The sequence below is a fragment of the Cellvibrio japonicus Ueda107 genome, from assembly GCF_000019225.1.
Taxonomy (GTDB): Bacteria; Pseudomonadota; Gammaproteobacteria; order Pseudomonadales; family Cellvibrionaceae; genus Cellvibrio; species Cellvibrio japonicus.
Genome location: NC_010995.1, coordinates 1,962,886 through 1,983,233, shown reverse-complemented (window position 1 = coordinate 1,983,233; position 20,348 = coordinate 1,962,886). Strand labels below are relative to the sequence as shown.

Genomic DNA, 20,348 nt, shown 5'->3' with positions numbered 1-20,348 from the left:
ACATATCACCGAGAACAAGGCGAGAGTAACGGCGCTTTTTTTTCGGGAGTGAGTGAGTATCGGGAAATTCATGCTTGCCTGGCCAATCACGGGCGCCGAAAAACGGGCAACAGGTTTTATCCTGTCGCCCGCCTAGATTAGCGCAGTTTTTTGATGCGCTCCGCAGGACTGATTACATCGGTCATGCGAATACCAAATTTTTCATTGACTACCACCACTTCGCCATGGGCAATCAATGTGCCATTGACCAGCACATCGAGTGGTTCACCGGCGAGGCGATCCAGCTCGATAACCGACCCCTGGTTTAGCTGCAACAAATTGCGGATTGTAATGGAGGTGCGCCCTACTTCCATGGAAATGGAAACCGGTATGTCCAGAATAACATCCAGATCCGGATTGGAATTCCTTTTACCCGGCTCGGGGATTAACTCCTCAAAGGCTATAGGATTGGCAGCCGCCTGTTCTGCATCAGCTTGCTCAGCCATGGCAGCAGCCCAATCGTCCGCCATTGCATCCTGATCAATATCATCATTTGCCATTTTTATCACCTTTGTTTGCGGAACCCGTACCCGTGACGTTATAGGCACTGCTACGGTCAATAAATTCGAGTATTTTCAATGCGAGGTTGTCATTGTGCTGGCCGAGTTGCGTGCGGAACATAGGTACACCATTGGCGGTAACTACGTGATAATCCGGAAATTCCACCGGAATAATATCGCCCTCTTTCAAATCGACAATATCGCGCAGGGTAATATCGCGCCGAACCACATCACACTCCAAATCTACCTTGGCTGCCAGTACGTCTTCACGCAGTGCACGCACCCAGCGCTCGTCCTGTTCCTCACTGTCGCTCTGCAAACCGGCATCCAACACTTCGCGGATGGGTTCGATCATGGAGTAAGGCACTGTGATATGCATCTCCCCACCACCGCCATCCAATTCGATATGGAAAGTGCTGACCACAACCACTTCGCTCGGGCTGACAATATTGGCCAGGGAGGGATTCACTTCGGAGTGAACATATTCAAAGCTGACGGGAAATACCGCTTTCCAGGCTTCCCCCAGGTCCACAAATGCCTGGTTTAACACCATCTGGACTACACGTAATTCCGTTGGAGTGAACTCACGCCCCTCGATCTTGGCATGGCGACCATCGCCGCCAAAAAAGTTATCAACCAGCTTAAACACCAAACGCGCGTCGAGGATAATCAGGGCGGTTCCGCGCAGTGGGCGAAACTTCACCATATTCAGGCTGGTGGGAACATAAAGCGTGTGAACATACTCACCAAACTTCTGGATCTGTACGCCCCCGACCGAAACGTCCGCTGTACGACGCAACAGGTTAAACATGCTGATGCGGGTATAGCGGGCAAAGCGTTCGTTGATCATTTCCAGCGTGGGCATGCGCCCGCGCACTATGCGATCCTGGCTGGTTAAATCGTAGGCGCGGACCGCTCCCGGCTCCAGATCCGATTCAGTTTCTATATCGCCGTCATCAACACCATGGAGTAAGGCATCAATTTCGTCTTGTGAGAGTAAGTCTTGCACAGTGATTGGCCTTATTGCATAACGAAAGTGGTAAACAGTACCTGCTCCACCTTGCTGGTAGCCGCGGCACTGGACGAAGCACTGGCTTGCGCTTGCTGTTCTCTATCGACAATTCCCTGAACGGCACTGAGCGCCTCTGTACGCAATGCCTCTTTACCTTCCGGGGTTTGTAATTCATCAAAATTCTTACTGCTGAGCAGCATAACCAGGCTGTTGCGTATGGCAGGCATATGCAGTTTCAACAAGGGTTCCAATACAGGATCGCGATACATCAGGGTTATTTCTGCCTGCAAGAAACGCTGGCGCCCATTCACGTTAAAGTTGATGGTGAAATTGGGATTGAGCTGCAGGTAAATAGCCGGAGCCAAAGCGACTGGCCCTGCCGGTTGCACGGCCTCATCCGGATTATCATCCCCACGCCAAAATTTGAGCGCAGCCAAAGTCCCACCAACGGATATCAGAATTAATACAACCGCCACACCAATGATCAGGAACAACTTTTTTTTATCCGACTTTACAGTGCCGGTATCTGTTGCATTTGCGTCATTGGCTTTATCGGTTTTCTTGGGGGCTGCCGCCATGTCAAAACTCCGTCGCTTTTCTCTGCCAAAATAGTATCAGCAATAGCCATGCCACTGCCTGTTATGCCAGATAGCTTAGCAGTGGTTTACTATTTTGCTGGTGAATGTCTTGCGAAAACAACGTATTAGCAACAACCCGGGATAATTCCGGGCATTGGCTGGAGGGAATGGCGATAAAAAGAACAGACTATCAGGCGTAATGATCAATTAAACGTAATTGACCAATGCTGCTCTCACCCACAACCTGGAGAGCCTCTTCTTCCGCCTGGGACTCGGAAGAGCGATTGCCAGAGGTGGACTCATCCTGTGCTCGTTGCTGTTGATGGCGATCCGAGACATCGACATTGACCAGGTTCAACCCCTGCTCGGCAAACATTTCACGCAGGCGTGTTGCCTGCTGATCCAATGCTTCACGCACCTGTGGATGTGGCGAAACGAAAGTCACGCTCGCCTGATCCTGGCTGACACTGACCTTGACATGCATGCTGCCTAAATCCGGCGGATCCAGGCGAATATCGGCTGCCGACAGGTTTTGAGCAGCCATCCACAGGACACGATCACTCACAGCCTGGCTCCACTGGGGATTCCCCATAGCCTGCGGCAGGTTCATTTGCGCCACAAAACTCCGCGCTGTCGGAGATAAAGGGGAATTTGCATCCAGGGGACGCCCCAGTGCATCCACCGGAACAGGTGCCGGTGGAGCTGGGGTTTTTAACGCATCCAAAATGGGCTTATCTCCTGCCTGGCTCTTATCCGATACCAGGGATTTAGCCAGCTCCGGCATCACCTTCGACACCTGTGATTGCAAGTTATCCAGATCGAGAGTAATCCCCTGATCAGATTCCCCTTCTATCACCGGGTCTGTCGCTAATGAGGCGGGATCTATAGGCTTCAGCCCTTCAGGTACCAAAACCTGGCCACGTCCGGCAAAGGTTAGCAAAGGGCTTTTTAATGCACTTTCGCCCTCCTCCACCAAAAGATCGGCAGACAATTGTTCACCGGTTAATGGACTGGCAATTTGCCCTGCGGTCAGCAGCAACGCCTCCGGGGCCACTAAGGGCTCTGGTGTTTCATCCCCTTGTTCAGTTACTAATACGGACGGCTCGACGGGTAACTCACCCATCATTAATGTCATTAGCTCTTGTTCCGGGATTAAAGTCTCATCGGCTTTGTCTGTTGCTATCCCGGTTTCTGTATTCGTTTCTACTGCCGAATCTGTTGCCAGTTTTTTATGGTTGGCACCAGACTGCTCTGACATGGCTGGCTCGGAACACTTAGCCGATGGCGCTTGGGGATTTGAAGGATTCTTACGAGGAGACTCATGCGAGTGATTAGCAGGCGCCGGCCTGGTATCTGCTTGTCGCTCCTCCTGGGGGCGCACAGGACTTGCAGCAGGTTTGACGGCTGGACGGGTGGCAACTTCTGGCCGGGTATTTTGCATTAACTGCTGGAAACTGGTTGCATCTGTGTTGGCTGGGTTCGACTGACTTTTGGTCGTCCTGGCAGGCACATTGGCACTCAGGTTAAGCAGCGAATTAACGGCTAGACCGCTTTGTTGCGCGGAGTGTTGCATGAATACTGGCTCCCATTACACATCGACGTCCCGATACCAGGTAGTGCCATTAAGAGCGGCAAATGCTTGCCGCCCAAAAGGCTGATATCGTGTTCCACAGGGAATAAGTGCAAGGTAGGTGCCAACAGCGCAGGACAGATAAAGGAATGCAGGTGGTAGGGGCATTCGCTGATCAGCGGCTCACCTGCAACATAGCGCGCAGCAGGTTTTCCACTTGGGCATATTCCTGCTCTATCGCACGCAAATCCTGATCAAGGTTTACCAAGTCACCATCGAGGGCCTTTTTTTCCAGGGATGCACACAGAGCTGCTAATTGAATCGCGCCGATATTACTGCTGCTCCCTTTGAAACTATGTGCAGAGCGCCGAATCAAGTCGGCATTGGCACTATTAATAATGGTGTGCAGCTTTTGCAGGCGCTCGGTGGAATCAAGAATAAAGGTGTCAATCAATAGAGGGAAATCACCCTCCATGACATCCCTGAGTGTATTTAGTGCGTCATAATCAAGATGGTTCATGTTGGAGAATTCCACAGTTATATTATTCATTCAATCGTCACTCACCCAGCAAAACTCTACCTCTATGGTATTACCGGCACCGATAAAATTGACCGACGAACACAAACTCTCCAGCAATGCCAAGCCCCGTCCGCTGTAGCTCAGGCTATGCAGGCTATTGCGGTTACGGTTTTGGTAATCAAAGCCCTTGCCACTGTCTTCAACTCGCACACGCAAAATACCCCCCTCATCATGGGTGCGATGGTTAATGTGGAAACGCACATAACCTGTATCCAGTTGTTGGAGGCGCTCTTCACGCAAACGGTAGTAATCGCTAAATCCACTGGGCGTTTTCTTCAGTGTGGAATTCAGTTGCAGTACACCATGCTCCAGGGCATTGGCATATAACTCAGCCAATATGGTGTAAATGGTGCTGCTAAAACTGCGCAGGCTGGGCACTTCCATCAACACATTAAGTAGCATGGGTAGCGGATCAAAGACACGAAAACTACGCGGATTTACCTCAAAGCGCATAGACCACTCAACTTCGGCATTGGCAAATCGCTGGTTGGCATCCACAAATGCCTGATCCACCTGGGCCGGTTCATCCATGCGGATTTCCAGCAGGGAAAGGTCATCGTCTTTATCATTGGTTCCGACAAATTGCTGCACCTGTTCAATAATTTCATCAAACAGCCGTGACGGCTCGCGGTTTTGGACAAAGACTTGTTTGAGTCGTTCCTCGCCGAACATATCGCCATTGAGGTTGCGCGCCTCATGGATGCCATCTGACCAGAGGAAAATACGGTCGTTGATGGCCAGCTCAAAATATTCACAGTTATCTTTAAACGCCCGGTTGGACAGGACCCCCAAGGGTAGATGGGTGGAGCGGACTGGCACCACAGTTGCCGTTTTCTGGCGATAGATAAAGGCATCAGGTAAACCGCCATTCCAGATCTTGACCCGGCGTTTGCGGAAATTGATATCCAGCATGATGGCGCAGCAAAAAATACCGACCGGCAGGATGTTTTTTAACTTGCCATTGATTTCGCGCAGGATGTCGCTCATGCCGAAACCCTTGGGCACCATGCCGTAAAAGGTGGACGCCAGGGGCATGGCACCTATGGCTGCGGGCAGGCCATGGCCGGTAAAGTCCCCCAACAACACCATCATGTTGCCGTTGGGGCGCATGGCCGCTACCAACACATCACCGTTAAATACCGCCAGGGACGACAGGAAAAAGCGAACATTCTTGGCGTTGAGGCAACCGCTGTGGGCGACATTATCAAATACATGCTTGGCAACCTGCTGCTCCTGTAACAGCCGGTTGTTGTATTGCACGATTTGGTCGCGCTGGGTCAGCATAGTGCTATGCAATTCGCGCATGCGGTTGAAGGCCTTGATCTTGGCCTGGAGGATCACACGGTTATAGGGTTTGGAGAGGAAATCATCGCCACCTGCATCCAGGCAGCGCACCAGGGATTCTGTATCGGAGAGCGACGTGAGGAAAATAATGGGGACCAGTTCATCACCGGCCAGTTGCTTGATCGTTCGCGCAGCACCAAATCCATCCATTTCCGGCATCAGGGCATCGAGCAGGACAATATCCGGGTGCTCCGCTTCATAGGCACTGATCGCTTCCAGGCCATTGCGCGCCAACAGCACCTGATGCCCTTCTTTGCGCAGAATGCTTTCGAGGATCAGCCGATCAGTATCCGTATCGTCAGCCACCAGAATTTTGAGACGACGATTATTCATGGTTGTAGGTGCTTCATCCGGGGGCTGTATCTCCTGTACTGGCGCCCCTGTGGCTATCCCTGGCTGGTGCATAGGCTAAATCTCCCATGGCCTGACAACAGGAGCAGGCACAAAGCCTGATCACAAGGGTGCACTATTCAATATCAAACAACTGTTCAAAATTGGAAATCAGCAGGATTTTTTTCACATCTGGCGAACAATTAACCACCTGGATGCGGGACTGCTCACCACCGGCATAATCGCGCAGCAACAACAACATGCCCAATGCAGAACTGTCCAGATAGGTAGTCCCCTGCAAATCGACCCGATATTGTGATGGCACTTTGGGTAGCTTCTCATAGGCATTGCGAAAATCCTGGTGAGAGCTGAAATCAAATCGCCCCTGAATATAAATAGTGACTTGATTACCGTCAGGAGAAACTGTTGACGTTATCGCCATGTCTTACCTCGTAAATCTCATGGGGTTGGTTTCACCGGGCTAGTGTAAACGATGATACGCATCTCTGGTGTTGATACATACGCTAGGAAAACCACAGGGAACCTTTCCGCGAATGCCATACCCTCAGCCAGCGCTCCTGCCACACCACCTAAGGATAGCCCAGTTATGATGATTTGGAGCCTAGTCTATAAAAAAGCACATGAGAGCATTTTTGTTTATTCGTCGCGGGAAGGTATACGGGAAAATTTCTGGGTAGTGAGTTCATCCAGTTCTTTTTGTAATCGCTTATCCAGCAATACAGCGTCTTCACGTTTGAATCGTTCAATCAGATCTTCAATGGATTTGCGCTTTTGATGACATTGGCGCCACTGCTCTTGCATTTTATTGAGCGTCAGTTGCATACGTTTAAGTTTTGCTTCCTGCTCGCGGCACAATTCGCCAAGGCGAGCCACAAAACCACTGTAGTTCATTAACTGGTGGGCATAGATTCCCTGGCGCTGACTGGCATAGTCTTGTGTGTATTGGGCGGCATAATCACGCAACTGTGCCAATTGCTCCTCTTCACCACGCACCTGGTCGCGATACTGCCCAAGGCGCTCCGCCGCGGTGTCTTCCTGGCGTTGGGCCAGGGTGAGCACTACCCGTATTCGCTGTGCACGGGACTCAGCCATGGCTCAGGTCACCCCGGTGTCCGATGTTGTGCCGCCAAAGGGCTATTGCCTTTGGTATTGGCGGGCGGCTTGAGCAGTGCCTTGAGATTGCCAATAGATTCCGCCATATGCACCGGCTGGCGAATGCCCTGCTGAATAAAGGCTCGCAAGTGGGGAAAGCGCTCAATAGCGGCATCGGTTTCCGGGTCTGCCCCTTGGGTATAGGCACCGATAGCAATCAGGTCACGGTTTTGCTGGTAGCGCGCCAGGAGCTGCTTGAAGCGCTGCATCATCTTGAGGTGTTCGTCATCAACAATATTCTGCATGGCGCGACTGATAGAGGACTCCACATCGATTGCCGGATAAACGCCCTCTTCCGCCAGACGGCGCGATAGCACCACATGACCGTCGAGGATGGCGCGAGCCGAATCGGCAATCGGGTCCTGCAAGTCATCCCCTTCGGTCAACACGGTATAGAAAGCCGTAATCGAACCCTCACCTTCTGCGGCATTACCGGCCCGCTCCACCAGTTGGGGAATCTTGGCAAACACGGATGGAGGATACCCCTTGGTCGCAGGTGGCTCGCCAATTGCCAGGGCAATTTCGCGCTGTGCCTGGGCAAAACGGGTCAGGGAATCCATCAGCAGCAGGACATTCTGCCCCTGGTCGCGGTAATACTCGGCAATCCGGCTGGCGAGCAGGGAGGCGCGCAAACGCATCAAGGGAGCATCATCGGCCGGTGAGGCGACAACCACTGCGCGGCGCAGGCCTTCCTCGCCCAGGATATGGTCAATAAATTCCTTCACCTCGCGGCCACGCTCGCCAATCAGGCCAACCACCACTATGTCGGCCGTCGTGAACTTGGTCATCATACCCATCAGGACGCTCTTGCCCACACCGGAGCCGGCAAACAGGCCAAGTCGCTGGCCGCGCCCCACGGTAATCAGGGCGTTGATCGCCCTCACCCCGACATCCAGGGTTTCACTGATCGGGTGCCGTTGCAGGGGGTTGATATCGCGCGGGTTAAAATCGAGGTATTCATCGCCCGCCAAAGGCCCTTTAGCATCCAGCGGTTGTCCGATGCCATTGATAACACGCCCCAGCAACTGCGGGCCTATGCGCATGCCCATCTGTCCGGCAACAGGAATGACCCTGGCACCGGGTTGGAGTCCCTCTACCCGCTTGACCGGCATCAGGAAAACCTTGTCACCCGCAAACCCGACGACTTCTGCTTCGATACGGCGATTATCGCTATTGATAATTTCACACTGGCGCCCCACCGACACATTCAGGCCAACCGCCTCCAGGGTCAGTCCCACTGCACGGGTAATACGGCCCTCTGCCTGCGGCTCGGTAACCGCCAGGTGCCGGGGAGCGTAGCGACGCAGGCGGGAACTGATTGTTTGGCGTTCAAACATAGGGCTAGCCCGCAGGTTGGACACTGTCGTCAGGGGCTTCATCCAATAACCCCGGTTCATCGCTAGCGGCCAATTGCTGGGAGACAAACTGTTCCAGCAGGGTTTGCAAGCGCGTTGATACCGAATAATCCACGCGACTGTCCGGTGTTTCTATCCGGCAACCACCGGGTTGCAAGCTATTGTCACCGTGGAATTTCCAATCGAGCTGCTGTTCATCCGCATAGGCTTCCACGGCGGCCAAGTCATCGGGATTAAGGCTGATACGGATATTTTTACTCCCCACCGGCAGTGCATCCACCGCTTTGCGCACCAACTCGAGAATCTGTGAGGAGTCGGTCAGCAACTCGCGCTGCACCACACTTTGGGTGAGCGTACAAATCACATCCAACAGGAGTTGTTCGAGGTCATCATCCTGTTCCTGAACAGGATGCAATAAGGCACTGGCCAACTTCTGGAAGCGCTGTTGCTCGGCAACCAATTGGGCGCGCATTTCCATCAAGCCCTGCTGGCGCCCCGCCTCATAGCCTTCTGCATTGCCTTTGGCAAAGCCTTCTTTATGCCCCTGGGTAAAGCCTTCTTTTTCCGCCGAGTCGAACATGGCCTGCATGTCCTCTGCGCTGATGCCGGGGGCCGGCGGCGGCTCAGGAATATCGATCACTTCAATTTTTTCATTGCGCCCGCGCAACAGGGCATCGCGCCGCTCCCTCGCCTCTTTTTCAGCCGATGAAAGCACGCGCCCGTTATCGCTGACCGGCGGCAATACCCAGGGACGAGCGTCTTTGGCCTCTTCCGCCGGGATGCGGTTGATAGTATGGTTCTCGGTCATAAATACATCCCGGCGGGGTTAGAGCATCTGCTCGCCACTGCCACCCAGTACAATTTCGCCCGCATCGGCCATACGGCGCGCCGTGATAAGGATTTCCTTCTGCGCCGCTTCCACATCGGCAAGGCGCATTGGCGGTTTGGTTTCCAGATCATCGCGCAGCAATTCGGCTGCACGTTTGGACATATTTTTGAAGATTTTCTCTTTGAGGTCTTCGTCGGCGCCCTTAAGGGCAACCACCAGCACGTCGGATGACACTTCGCGCAGCAAGGCCTGGATACCGCGGTCATCCACATCCTTGAGGTTTTCGAAGACAAACATAAGATCCTGGATCTGGTTGCCCATGTCTTCATCAATTTCTTTGATGCTATCCATCAATTCGGCTTCGATGGAGCCATCGAGGTTATTCATGATCTCCGCTGCCACCTTGTAGCCACCCATGGCTTTGGTTTGCGATGCAGCGTTACCGGAGAATTGTTTTTCGAGAATATCGTTAAGTTCCTGCAAGGCGCTGGGCTGTACGGTATCCAGGGAAGCGACGCGCATCATGATGTCGAGGCGCACCTTCTCGGTAAAATAGGTCAGGATTTCGGCAGATTGGTCCGCATCGAGATAGGCGATAACAATCGCCTGAATTTGCGGGTGCTCATTGCGGATAATATCGGCAACCGAGCGGGCATCCATCCACTTCAGGGTATCCAGCCCCGTCGTATTACCCCCCAGCAAAATGCGGTCAATCAAGCCATTGGCTTTATCTTCCCCCAGGGCTGTGATCAGCATCTTGCGAATGTAATTATCCGCGCCAACACCCAGTCCCGTCAGGGTGCGAACTTCATCCAGGAAATTGCCGATGACCGTTTGCACCTCGTTTTGCTGCACATTTTGCAGTTGGGTCATGGCCGCACCTATGCGCTGTACTTCTTTAGGGCCCATGTGTTTCAGGATTTCAGCCGCATCCTGCTCGCCCAATGACATCAGCAGGATGGCTGCCTGGTCGACATAGCGCAGCTTGGTCATCTTGGCGACTGCTTTGTTTTCGGTATTTTCAGTCATCGCGGTTTATCCACTTTTTAACCACTTGGGCCACACGGCCCGGATCATCGGCAATAAGGCCCTTGATCGCATTAATCTGTTCTTCGTAGCCCTGTTCCGGTCCTGGCAGCATAAAGGCACTGCCGCCTGTCAGGGTTACGGTCTCATCGGAAATACCGTCCAGTTTACCCGCACCGGCAGCTTCCAGGGCAGCCAATTCACGCGCCTCCTCTTCATCGGCAATACTGCTACCGGTACGCGACAGGCTTTTAAACAGGGGGCGCAGCAAGCCAAAAACAACGATCAAAATCACCAGGATACCGGCCAGGTACTTAATATTGGCCATTATCCATTGCTGCCACCAAGGCATGGCATCTTCAACCTGGGTTTGCACACTTGCATCAATGCCAGAGAAGGGGGAGTTAAGCACATTCACACTATCGCCCCGGACAGCACTGAATCCAACGGCGTCCCTCACGAGTATAGACAAGCGCTCCAGTTCAGCATCGGTCCAGGGCACACGGGTTTCTACCCCCTCCGCATTGCGCACCACTTTATCATCGACGACAACGGCGACAGTAAGGCGTTTCAGTGTGCCCTGTTGATGCTTGGTATAACTGATGGTGCGATCCAGTTCATAGTTGCGGGTCGCCTGTTCGCGATTATTTTTGGGCGGCTGTTGCTGTATGGGTTGCCCCGTCGCAGGATCGATTTGCTCAGGCGCCTGGGCTGCCGTGCCAGGTGGCTGGTTGGTCAGTGCCCCGGGAATGCCGCCCGCCAGCTCGCTGCCGGTGCGCGATTCATTCAGGGTTTGCTCGGAGCGGATTGCCGGTAAATCCGGGTTAAAGGTTTCAGCGGCTTGCTCCACTGCAGTGAAATCAATATCCGCATTGACCTGGGCGCGGAATTTACCATCGCCAACCACCGGTTCAAGGATGCTGTTGATACGCTGGATAACACTGGTTTCCACTTCTTTGGCATATTGGTGTTGCCGGGTTGCCAACAGCAAATCCGAACTTTCCTCACCGGTGGACAGCAAACTCCCATGCTGGTCGACCACAGTGACGTTTTCCATCTTCATATCCGGCACAGAAGAAGCGACCAGGTTCATGATGGCCTTCACTTGTGCCGGTGCCACAGTGCGGCCGGCAAATACTTCCACAAACACAGAAGCGGTGGGCTTGGCGGCATCGCGTACAAAAACTGTTTTTTTCGGCATGGCCAGATGCACACGCGCACTGCGGATACTGGTAATACTGGTAATGGTGCGCGCCAGTTCGCCTTCGATACTGCGCTGGTAGCGCGTGTTTTCAACAAACTGGCTGGTGCCCAGGGGCTGTTCTTTATCCATTAATTCAAAACCGGCAACCGGGCTTGAGGGCAAGCCAAATTCCGCCAGTTTCAAACGCGCCATGTGTACATCGTCAGCAGCGACCAGGATGGCCCCGGTGTTGGTGTCCATTTTGAATTTGATTTTATGTTGGTCGAGCACATCAATCACATTGGCCGCGTCAAGGTTATCCATACGACCATAGAGCGGACGGTAATCGTCACCCTGCATCCACATGACAACCGCAAAGCCAATCGCAACACTGGCGGCCAGGGTAATAATCAAGCCGATCTGGCGCAGCAAATTCAGGCTGCTGAAACCCTCAAGGAAATCGCCACCAAGGCGGGATTGCGCTGGCACTTTGGAGTCGGTTATTGCTGCTTCGGTTGCCATAGTCGTAACTCTGAAAAGTGTGTTGGTTTTTATAGGGACAGGAAATAGCTGGGCGCTTAATGCTTATCCGGTTAACCATTAAATGGGCATATTCATTACATCGCGATAGGCTTCAATCAACTTATTGCGCACCTGAACAGTTGCCTGGAAAGCGATCGATGACTTTTGCGAAGCAATCATGACATCGGTGATATCCACACCGGCGACACCGCGCTCATAGGCATCGGCCATTGCGCTGGAGGCTTTCTGGGTTTCATTCACCTTGCTGACCGCTTGCGTCATTAAATCGCCAAAGCTGGGAACCTTGGTGGGCTGCTCTACCCCCTCCAGGGTGCGCATACCATTGTGCAAACCTTCACCACGCAGGGCTTCAGGACGTTGAAATACCTGGGTTTGCGCTTTAAGCGCGCGCATATCGCTGAGCAGGCGGCTGATATCAACGCGATCGGTCATGGTTCACACCCTACAAAACACTGACAAAAAATTGGCATTCCTGATGGATTTGCCGTTGCTGTGGGAGTTTTTGCACAAAACAGGCCAATCTTTGCCGCCCGGCAATAGCTCACCTGCCATGCAGATGCGAATACACGTCTTCTGCCATCACAGTGTCACTGGATTGTCATTGAGCCAGAGTAATTTCCTGCACAACCCAACAGCACAGGAGCAGGATGATGAGCGCGCTTGTTTCACCGGAATGGGATGTACTTGATGAGGCGATGAGTGAGTTTATTGCCGATATTGTGGTTGCCAAAAGCAAGACACAAAAACTAAGGCGCAACATGGAATGTCGCCGTCGAGTGGAAAAAATGCTGGAGGAAAAACGCCTGCGCAGGGAATTGCGTGAATACGACTTTGAATATGCATCAGAGCTGGATGCTGAAATACGGCGCCGCAGGACGCATTAAACGCCCTGCGACACTATCGCCTACTCGCACCTACTCGGTAATGTCATAGCCTTCTTCACGCAGGCGTGCAATTTTGTAACGCAATGTACGCGCGCTGATTCCCAAGCGCTCAGCGGTGTTTTTGCGGCTGCCACGCTCCATACGCAAGGTATTCATAATAATTTCATATTCACGCTGCTTCAGGTCATTACCCAATGCCGGGTTGTTCAACGACGAATGTTGCACCGGGGTATTGCTGACCAGAGCAATCGCATCGCCGCGATGCACACCGGAAACAGCAAAAGGCATCACCGGCGGATGACCGAAACCTGCCGTCCCCTGCCCTTGCAACGCCTGGGCCGCTTGCAGCAAATTAGGCTTCTGGCTGTAACTGGCCGGATGCTGCTGATAACTACCGCCAGCATCCAGCCCCAGGTCTTCCGCTTCAATACTGCGCCCTGGCTGTAAAATCAGCGCACGCTGCATAATATTGTCCAGCTCACGCACATTGCCCGGCCAGGCATAGGCCATCAGCAATTGCTTGGCCGACATGGACAACACAACACCACGGCGATTTTGCTTGTGTGCATGCTTATGCAGCAAGCGCTCGGCCAGCGGTACTATGTCTTCGATACGATCGCGCAGGGGAGCCCACTGCAATGGCAATACACTCAGGCGGTAATACAAGTCTTCGCGGAATTTACCGGCAACCACTTCGCTGCGCATATCCCGGTTAGACGTCGCAATGACACGCACATCCAATTTGATAGTTTTACGTCCACCCAGGCGCTCCACTTCGCGCTCTTGCAATACGCGCAACAGTTTGGCTTGCAAACCTATATCCATTTCGGAGATTTCATCAAGCAACAAAGTGCCACCATTAGCCTGTTCGAATTTTCCCGGGCTGGAAGTGTGAGCACCGGTATAAGCACCTTTTTCATGGCCGAACAACATGGCTTCGAGCATATTTTCCGGAATAGCTGCACAGTTAATGGCAATAAAGGGCTGGTTGCGACGCTGGGAATGATCGTGAATATAACGAGCGAGGACTTCTTTACCCGTGCCCGATTCCCCCACAATTAACACCGTAGAATCCGATTGTGCAACGCGGCAGGCCAATTGCAACAATTGGCGACTGGACGCGGCTTCGGCAACCGGCTCATCACCAGAAAACTGAGCAACCCCCAAATGACGGGCCACAGTCTCCACCAGGGTCTGCGGCGCAAAAGGTTTTACCAGGTAATCCACCGCCCCTTGCTGCATGGCCTCAACCGATTCCTTGATACTGGCGTAGGCCGTTATCAGCATCAGCGGAATTTGTGGATAATCCTGTTTCACATGGCGCAATAACGCATGGCCACTCATGCCACCCATGTTGACATCGGAAACGATCATCCGGATATCGCCGCCCATTGCCAGTTGCCTGAGCGCCGCTTCGGCGCTGTCTACCGCAATGACATGGTATTCCGCCAACTGCAAGGTATCAGTCAATGCCTCGCGCAGATTACTATCATCTTCCACCACTAAAATGCTGATGGCATGCGCGAGGTCATCTTGTTTTAATGCCAGTGCCATGAAATAGGCCTCCTGTTAAACAGCCGCGGTCGATTGAGCAAAAGGTAATAACAGGCTGGCACAGGTGCCCTGCCCCGGTTTGGAATTAATCAGGAACTTGCCGCGATGCGCGCGCGCTACGGCTTGCACCACACTTAACCCAAGCCCTGTCCCCTGCGCCTTGGTAGTGACAAATAAATCGCCCACACTCGCCAGCAGCTCAGGCGACATCCCCGGTCCCTTATCACAGACACGCACCCATAACTGCGGTGTTTCATGGGCAAGCGAGGGATTATTCAGCGACTGGGGATACAAATGGAATTCGATGCGGATTTGCGCCTGGCGCTCTACCGCCTGGATTGCGTTATTCACCAGATTGAGCAACGCTCCGATTAATGCTTCGCGATTGCATTCGATATAGTGTTCACGGCATTGCACTTGCCATTCGCAATGGGATTCACTGGTCATCAGCGGCACTTCCATGGCTTCAGCCAGGGACTCCTGCAATTCCGCCACACTAATCACATCATTGAGCGGCAATTCACCCTTAACGTAAAACAGCATGTCCTGAACCTGGCGTTCAATATTGTTCAAACGCCCGAGGATTTTTTCCGAAAATTGTTGGCGGCGCCCATCATCCAGCTTGCCGCTGCACAAATGGCCGGTATAGAGGATGGCTGCCGATAAAGGGGTGCGTATCTGGTGTGCCAGGGCACCCATCATTTTGCCCAGGGCGGACAAGCGCTCATGGCGACTTAACTCCCCCTGTAAACGACGGGTTTCCGTCTGGTCGGTGAGCAAAATAATCTGGCCGTCATCCCCCAGGTTGCGGGTTTGGATACTGATACGACGACCATCGCGCAGGGACACTTCATGTCCATCGTCTTTGCGCGGCGCAAACGCACGGGCAATCACATCGCGCCACACTTCTCCTTGCAGGGGCTCTCCCAACAAGTCCCTGGCAGCTGGGTTGCATTCGGATACCCGCCCGCGGGAATCCAGTACCACAACACCACCGGGCAAAAAATTCAACAGGCTTTCGAGGCGATGGGCCAGCTTCTCTTTTTCCGCCAGCTCCTCAATGCGTTGGTCGCTCAAGCTGGTCAGTTCCTGATTCAGCTCGGCAACACGGTTTTCCAGCAGGTAATAGGAATTGGCTAACTGTTGTGACATCTGGTTAAACAATTCAAAAGCGCTTTTCAGATCCTGCCCTTTTTCCTGGGTAAAGGTTTCCGTTGCACCGGCTGTCAGCAGGTTTAAACGGCCTTTGCCATTGCTACCGGGCGCTTTTACCAGACTGGTCACTGCTTGTGTCATAACTGCCTCATTCAACAGCCTGTTCATCGTGGCGCTTTGCTGGTCGTCAATAAATCATCACTACCGACAGGAGAAAGCGATTCAATGCAGGTTATTGCAAGTCAGATGCCAATCTATTTTTTATATATTATTCAATAAGTTATAAATAATTACTCCTTCCAGCAGTCAAACTATTGGCTGTTATGGCATGCTTATCAGCAATGAATTTGACGACTTAATTCGGTGCTATGTCGAAATCCCGCCCCCTGCACCGACTACTTAGGCATCGTCAAGATGCGCCCTGTTCTTAACAACTCACTGACAACATCTGGCAGGAAGTTAAGGCTATGATGCCCGCCCTGCCTTTAATTAGCGGTTATGGAAACAACTATGTCTGACTACTCTACCCACCCCACCGCATCGCGAATTTCAGCGCGGGAATTTATTGTATTGATCGCCCTGTTGATGTCCGTGGTCGCTATCTCGATTGATGCCCTGCTGCCTGCGCTGGGGTTTATCGCCAATGACATTCCCCTTGCCCACCCAAACCAGGCCCAATACCTGATCAGTATTCTTTTCCTGGGTATGGCTATTGGCCAGTTGGTGTGCGGCCCCCTGTCCGATGCAACCGGTCGCAAAAAAATCCTCTACGCCGGTATTGTGCTGATCCTGCTTGGCAGCCTTATCTGTTTTATGGCGCAGGATATTAATACCCTGCTGCTGGGGCGTTTTATCCAGGGTTTGGGAGTTGCTGGCCCCTATGTGTCCGCCATTTCAATCGTGCGCGATAAGTACACCGGCAATGAAATGGCGCGCATCATGTCACTGGTCATGCTGATTTTTATCCTGGTTCCGGCTATTGCGCCCAGCCTGGGACAAGCGGTGTTGCTGGTCAGCTCCTGGCGTTATATTTTCGTGCTGTACATTGTCTATGCACTGATTATCGGGGTATGGATTTTTCTGCGCCTGGAGGAAACCCTGCCGCGGGACTATCGTATTCCCTTCAGCACACGGGGGTTTGTAGATGGCTTTAAGGAGGTAATCAGTAACTACACCACCATGTGTTACACCCTGTGTATGGGTCTGTTTTTCGGGAGCTTTCTCGGTTACCTGAATTCATCGCAACAAATTTTCCAGGAATTGTTCAATACCGGCCAGCTCTTCACCCTCTACTTTGGGATATTGGCCTTGGTTTTTGGTGCCTCCTCCCTGGTTAATGCCCGTTTTGTCCAAAAATGGGGAATGGACTACCTATGTAATCGTGCTGTCCTGGGCATTGTGCTGAGCTCAGCCCTGTTTCTGGCATTACAGCTTGTTATTGAGCCAAACCTCTGGGCATTCCTGGTTTATGCCGCCGTTTTATTTTTCTGCTTTGGTTTGGTATTCGGTAACGTCAATGCCATGGCTATGGAGCCTATGGGACATGTTGCCGGCATAGCGGCGGCAATTATCGGTGCGTTTTCATCAATTATGTCCATGACCATCGGAACTGTAATTGGCCAACTGTATAACGGTACCCTGATGCCCATCACCTGTGGTTTTTTGATCCTGGGCATGATGGCCTATGGCATCTTGCTGCTAGCCGGTGGGTACAAGGATAAGCAGGCACTTAATGTCCCCCCAGCCGAACCGGCTGCATCAACCGATGATAAACCGGCCCTTGATCAGCAGTAGCGATTACCAGCCAAAACTATTGCTAGCCAAGTCCCGTCCAAGTGCGTACCATGCGCGGCGACACTCCGAAGGTCAGTGTCGCCTCTCTTCCTTAATGCAGGCCCGGAGTCTGCCTTATCTCTGCTCGCCAGACCTTGCCCGCCACGCGGGAGGCCGAGCCCACAGGAAATCCTTATGTCATTTGAGTCTCTCGGTCTGCGGGCCGATATTCTGCGCGCTATTGCCGATGAAGGTTACAGTGCGCCAACCCCTATTCAACAACAAGCCATTCCCGCCGTGATCAACGGTGGTGACATTCTCGCTGCCGCACAAACCGGCACGGGAAAAACCGCAGGTTTTACCCTGCCCCTGCTGGAAAAGCTCAGCCAGCGCGATCCGGGTAAAACACCCCAGGGACGTCGCCCGGTACGCGCACTCATCCTCACCCCGACACGCGAACTCGCCGCCCAGGTGCATGACAGTGTGCGCACCTACGGCAAATACCTGCGCCTGCGCTCAGCCGTTGTCTTCGGTGGAGTCAGTATCAATCCACAGATGATGACACTGCGCGGCGGTGTCGATATTTTGGTAGCAACCCCAGGCCGCCTGTTGGACCTGGTCAATCAAAATGCCGTGTACCTTCAGGACGTGGAAATACTGGTGCTGGATGAAGCAGATCGCATGCTTGACATGGGCTTTATCCACGACATAAAAAAAGTACTTGCCCTGCTGCCCAAGCAACGCCAGAACCTGCTGTTCTCTGCGACCTTTTCCGACGATATCAAAGCACTGGCAGACAAGTTACTAAACCAGCCCACCCTGATCGAAGTGGCCCGTCGCAATACTGCTAGCGAACGCGTATCGCAACGCGTACTCCCGGTTGATCGCCACCGTAAACGCGAACTTTTATCGCACCTGATCAGCGGTGGCAACTGGCAGCAGGTACTGGTATTTACCCGTACCAAACACGGCGCCAACAAGCTAACTGAACAATTACAGGATGATGGCATTTCTGCCGCGGCGATCCACGGCAACAAAAGCCAGGGCGCACGCACTAAAGCACTGGAAGATTTTAAAACGGGCCGGATTCGCGCGCTAATTGCTACCGATATAGCTGCACGCGGTATCGATATTGACCAGCTCCCCTATGTCGTCAACTACGAGTTACCGAATGTACCCGAAGATTACGTACATCGGATCGGCCGCACCGGTCGAGCCCAGGCAGAAGGCGAAGCCGTTTCCCTGGTATGTGTCGATGAACATAGTTTTTTGCGCGATATTGAAAAACTGATCAAGCGTGAGATTCCACGCGAAATGATTAGCGGTTTTGAACCCGATCCCAGTATCAAGGCCGAGCCTATTGTACTGGGGCGCCGGATGACTATCGGGGTGGGGGCCGGAAAAAACGGCAAGCAACAGAATCGGGGTAATCCCAACAAACCCACCAAGCCACAGCTGGCACTAGGCACCAAGCCTAAAAACGGAAGCAATAAACAGGGCAACAAAGCCAAATCAGGTAACAGCGGACAAAAGCCGGCACAGCAAGCCCGTTCATCCCAGCCAGGCAAACCAAACCACAAACGCCCTACACCATCCGCTAACCCCAAGGTTGCGGTGTAAACCAATCAAATCTATCCAAGCCAACAACAAAAAAGGTGGCCATGCCACACTGCTGTCCCATAGTTCTACTCATAAGGCGAGCCTCATTTGAGGCTCGCTTTTTTTATGATTCGGCGGGTCCGGTATCAGGATGCTTTTTAGACTCCTACGCTCAAACAAATTTAACTGAATTACCCTCATGATCCGTTGAACTGTCCATCCCGCTTTAGTGCTGTGACGCGAAAATGCCAACAATAGATACGTAATCATGGCAATCCAAATTTGTGTTAACACCGCATTTCTTGAAGTGCCCACAAACGCTTTGATCTTCAGGTTTTGTTTGATCGCTTTGAAGAACAACTCCACCTGCCAGCGATCCTTATAAATCGCTGCAATTGTGGCCGCCGCCAGCTGAAAGTTGTTGGTGAGAAACTCATAGAATTTGCCGGTTGTTGCGTCACGATAGCCAATTCGACGCAACTTCGGTGCGCCGCGTTTGATCGCATGAGCGCTGGATAATTGAATGACCTGATCACTGATAATACCTTTGCTGCTGTCGGCATAGCGACGTTCTTCCACGCGATAGACGGCTTTGGCGCGCAAGCGGGTTACAAAGAAAACTCCTTTATCTGTCAATAACTTAAACCAGCGGTAATCCACGTAGCCTTTATCAAACGCAACGATGCTGCCTTTGGGAAAATCAAATTTTCGTCCCTCAATCATGTCGTTTTCCTGGCCATCACTGAGTGCGACAAACTCCGGCACTTGGGTGCCATGATTCAGGCCAACACTTAATTTTACATTTGCTGTGTCATCTCGATGCGCCGCCCAGGGAAATACCGACAGCGATAAATCAATCGCGCTGGCATCAAGGGAGTACAGCGGATTTTTAAACTGGAATTTGTGTTTGCCCTGCATGGATTTACAGCGGTGAAGCAGACGAGCAAATACGTGTTTGTAGAGTTCGGCGGGCTGTACTTCGTTGATTCGTGCCAACGTTGAACGGGCTATTGGCTTGGCACCGAGATGATAAAGTTTATGCTGCTGTGCTTCGAGATTGGATTGAATATCACGCAAGCTTTGGCGGCCAGAGAGCTGCGACATGGCCATGCCGACAAATTGATCCCAGCGGGTGGCCGAGCGCAATTTTTGGCCGACATGATGCTTTTTAGCTTCCGCTTCAAATTCATGTCTCGATAAAGGTTTGAGTAGTTGATGAAATGCGGTGTTAGAATGTGACAAAGCCTGTTTTCCTTTGTTTTACCAATGTTTGGTCGCACTTACATTGTATCAACTTGGAAAACAGGCTTTTCTTTTATCT

19 protein-coding genes are annotated in these 20,348 nt (G+C 52.4%); 3 read left to right on the top strand and 16 right to left on the bottom strand.

Going from position 1 to position 20,348, the window contains the following annotated elements:
• Positions 1-137: 137 nt before the first annotated feature.
• The 13 genes from fliN to fliE form a co-directional block, all read right to left on the bottom strand.
• Positions 138-539 (bottom strand): flagellar motor switch protein FliN, encoded by a 402-nt coding sequence (fliN, locus tag CJA_RS08405; protein ID WP_012487345.1) that lies wholly within the window; start codon positions 537-539, stop codon positions 138-140.
• The gene (fliM, locus tag CJA_RS08400; protein WP_012487344.1) at positions 529-1,548 is read right to left on the bottom strand and encodes a flagellar motor switch protein FliM; all 1,020 of its coding nucleotides are present in this window, start codon (positions 1,546-1,548) and stop codon (positions 529-531) included. The genes fliN and fliM overlap by 11 nt, the downstream gene beginning before the upstream one ends.
• An 11-nt stretch (positions 1,549-1,559) precedes the next feature.
• The gene (locus CJA_RS08395) at positions 1,560-2,129 is read right to left on the bottom strand and encodes a flagellar basal body-associated FliL family protein (RefSeq protein ID WP_012487343.1); all 570 of its coding nucleotides are present in this window, start codon (positions 2,127-2,129) and stop codon (positions 1,560-1,562) included.
• A gap of 190 nt (positions 2,130-2,319) precedes the next feature.
• Positions 2,320-3,702 carry a flagellar hook-length control protein FliK gene (locus CJA_RS18650; RefSeq protein ID WP_012487342.1) on the bottom strand — a complete coding sequence of 461 codons (1,383 nt, stop codon included), beginning with the start codon at positions 3,700-3,702 and terminating at the stop codon, positions 2,320-2,322.
• A gap of 172 nt (positions 3,703-3,874) precedes the next feature.
• The gene (locus CJA_RS08385; RefSeq protein WP_041552138.1) at positions 3,875-4,219 is read right to left on the bottom strand and encodes an Hpt domain-containing protein; all 345 of its coding nucleotides are present in this window, start codon (positions 4,217-4,219) and stop codon (positions 3,875-3,877) included.
• A gap of 30 nt (positions 4,220-4,249) precedes the next feature.
• Positions 4,250-5,956, bottom strand: coding sequence for an ATP-binding SpoIIE family protein phosphatase (locus CJA_RS08380; protein ID WP_041551341.1), 1,707 nt, complete (start codon positions 5,954-5,956; stop codon positions 4,250-4,252).
• A 133-nt stretch (positions 5,957-6,089) separates the two neighbouring features.
• The gene (locus CJA_RS08375) at positions 6,090-6,395 is read right to left on the bottom strand and encodes an STAS domain-containing protein (protein WP_012487339.1); all 306 of its coding nucleotides are present in this window, start codon (positions 6,393-6,395) and stop codon (positions 6,090-6,092) included.
• A 215-nt stretch (positions 6,396-6,610) separates the two neighbouring features.
• Positions 6,611-7,066, bottom strand: coding sequence for a flagellar export protein FliJ (gene fliJ / locus CJA_RS08370; protein ID WP_012487338.1), 456 nt, complete (start codon positions 7,064-7,066; stop codon positions 6,611-6,613).
• Positions 7,067-7,074: 8 nt separating this feature from the next.
• Positions 7,075-8,463, bottom strand: coding sequence for a flagellar protein export ATPase FliI (fliI, locus tag CJA_RS08365; protein ID WP_041551338.1), 1,389 nt, complete (start codon positions 8,461-8,463; stop codon positions 7,075-7,077).
• Between the two features lie 4 nt (positions 8,464-8,467).
• A complete protein-coding gene (locus CJA_RS08360) occupies positions 8,468-9,289 on the bottom strand; it encodes a flagellar assembly protein FliH (protein ID WP_012487336.1) in 822 nt (273 codons plus the stop codon).
• Between the two features lie 18 nt (positions 9,290-9,307).
• Complete coding sequence (gene fliG / locus CJA_RS08355) at positions 9,308-10,339, bottom strand: flagellar motor switch protein FliG (protein ID WP_041551336.1); 1,032 nt, start codon at positions 10,337-10,339, stop codon at positions 9,308-9,310.
• Positions 10,332-12,041, bottom strand: a complete 1,710-nt coding sequence (gene fliF / locus CJA_RS08350) for a flagellar basal-body MS-ring/collar protein FliF (RefSeq protein WP_012487334.1) — start codon at positions 12,039-12,041, stop codon at positions 10,332-10,334. Before fliF ends, fliG begins: the two co-directional genes overlap by 8 nt.
• 78 nt (positions 12,042-12,119) lie before the next feature.
• Positions 12,120-12,494 (bottom strand): flagellar hook-basal body complex protein FliE, encoded by a 375-nt coding sequence (gene fliE, locus CJA_RS08345; RefSeq protein ID WP_012487333.1) that lies wholly within the window; start codon positions 12,492-12,494, stop codon positions 12,120-12,122.
• Between the two features lie 215 nt (positions 12,495-12,709).
• Between fliE and CJA_RS08340 the strand changes: the two genes are divergently transcribed.
• Positions 12,710-12,946, top strand: a complete 237-nt coding sequence (locus CJA_RS08340; protein WP_148208830.1) for a PA3496 family putative envelope integrity protein — start codon at positions 12,710-12,712, stop codon at positions 12,944-12,946.
• A gap of 30 nt (positions 12,947-12,976) precedes the next feature.
• Here the strand turns inward: CJA_RS08340 and CJA_RS08335 are convergent, their stop codons facing one another.
• Together CJA_RS08335 and CJA_RS08330 are read right to left on the bottom strand one after the other, a co-directional pair.
• Positions 12,977-14,500 carry a sigma-54-dependent transcriptional regulator gene (locus CJA_RS08335; RefSeq protein WP_012487330.1) on the bottom strand — a complete coding sequence of 508 codons (1,524 nt, stop codon included), beginning with the start codon at positions 14,498-14,500 and terminating at the stop codon, positions 12,977-12,979.
• Between the two features lie 15 nt (positions 14,501-14,515).
• On the bottom strand, positions 14,516-15,796 hold the full coding sequence (locus CJA_RS08330; protein WP_012487329.1) for a sensor histidine kinase: 1,281 nt from the start codon (positions 15,794-15,796) through the stop codon (positions 14,516-14,518).
• A gap of 369 nt (positions 15,797-16,165) precedes the next feature.
• Here CJA_RS08330 and CJA_RS08325 point away from each other — a divergent pair, with 369 nt between their 5' ends.
• Entirely contained in the window at positions 16,166-17,449 is a 1,284-nt protein-coding gene (locus tag CJA_RS08325; RefSeq protein WP_148208828.1) for a multidrug effflux MFS transporter, read from the top strand.
• Positions 17,450-17,623: 174 nt separating this feature from the next.
• Positions 17,624-19,048, top strand: coding sequence for an ATP-dependent RNA helicase RhlE (gene rhlE / locus CJA_RS08320; RefSeq protein WP_012487327.1), 1,425 nt, complete (start codon positions 17,624-17,626; stop codon positions 19,046-19,048).
• 69 nt (positions 19,049-19,117) lie between these two features.
• On the opposite strand, the gene CJA_RS08315 is transcribed toward rhlE, so the two are convergent.
• Positions 19,118-20,269 carry an IS4-like element ISCja2 family transposase gene (locus CJA_RS08315; protein WP_012485938.1) on the bottom strand — a complete coding sequence of 384 codons (1,152 nt, stop codon included), beginning with the start codon at positions 20,267-20,269 and terminating at the stop codon, positions 19,118-19,120.
• Between the last annotated feature and the right edge of the window lie 79 nt (positions 20,270-20,348).